Annotated in this window: 1 protein-coding gene; it reads right to left on the bottom strand. The window is 64.6% G+C overall.

Going from position 1 to position 460, the window contains the following annotated elements:
- On the bottom strand, positions 1 to 460 hold a 460-nt coding region (locus tag AC0L18_RS32410; RefSeq protein WP_473495748.1), incomplete at both ends, for a transposase family protein.

Below are 460 nucleotides of genomic sequence, written 5' to 3'. Positions count from 1 at the left end.
AGGCTGTAGATCTTGCGGCCGCGCTGGCGCTGACGCTGCTCGAGAACGGTGGAGGCCTGGTAGAGCGACCATTTGAAAAGCGCGTCCAGCTCCGCGTCGCCGGCGATCTGACGGGAGATGTCGCGGACGGTGCGCCCCAGATACGTCCTGAGCCTGCGCAGGGCCTTGTTGGCCCGCTTGAACTGCTTGGCGTGGGCGTAGCGCTGATACATGATCAGCGCCTGTTTGCCGACCCGGACATAGGACTGACGCAGGTCGAGCCGCGTCTTCTTCGCCAGCCGCACCAGCCGCTCGCGGGCGCGATGGATGAGCTTGGCGTCGGTCGGGAACATCACGTTCTTGGGTTGAACCGTCGTGTCGACAATGACCCGGCGCGTATCCTGCGGCTTCATCGCCCCGGTCTTGACCGCAATGCTGAGGCTTTCCTGCAAAAGCGCGACGATCCGCTCCTCGCCCATGC

The sequence above is a fragment of the Mesorhizobium sp. WSM4819 genome, assembly GCF_055811215.1.
The sequence above is the reverse complement of the archived record's forward strand: the minus strand, read 5'-3'. Positions and strand labels throughout refer to the sequence as shown.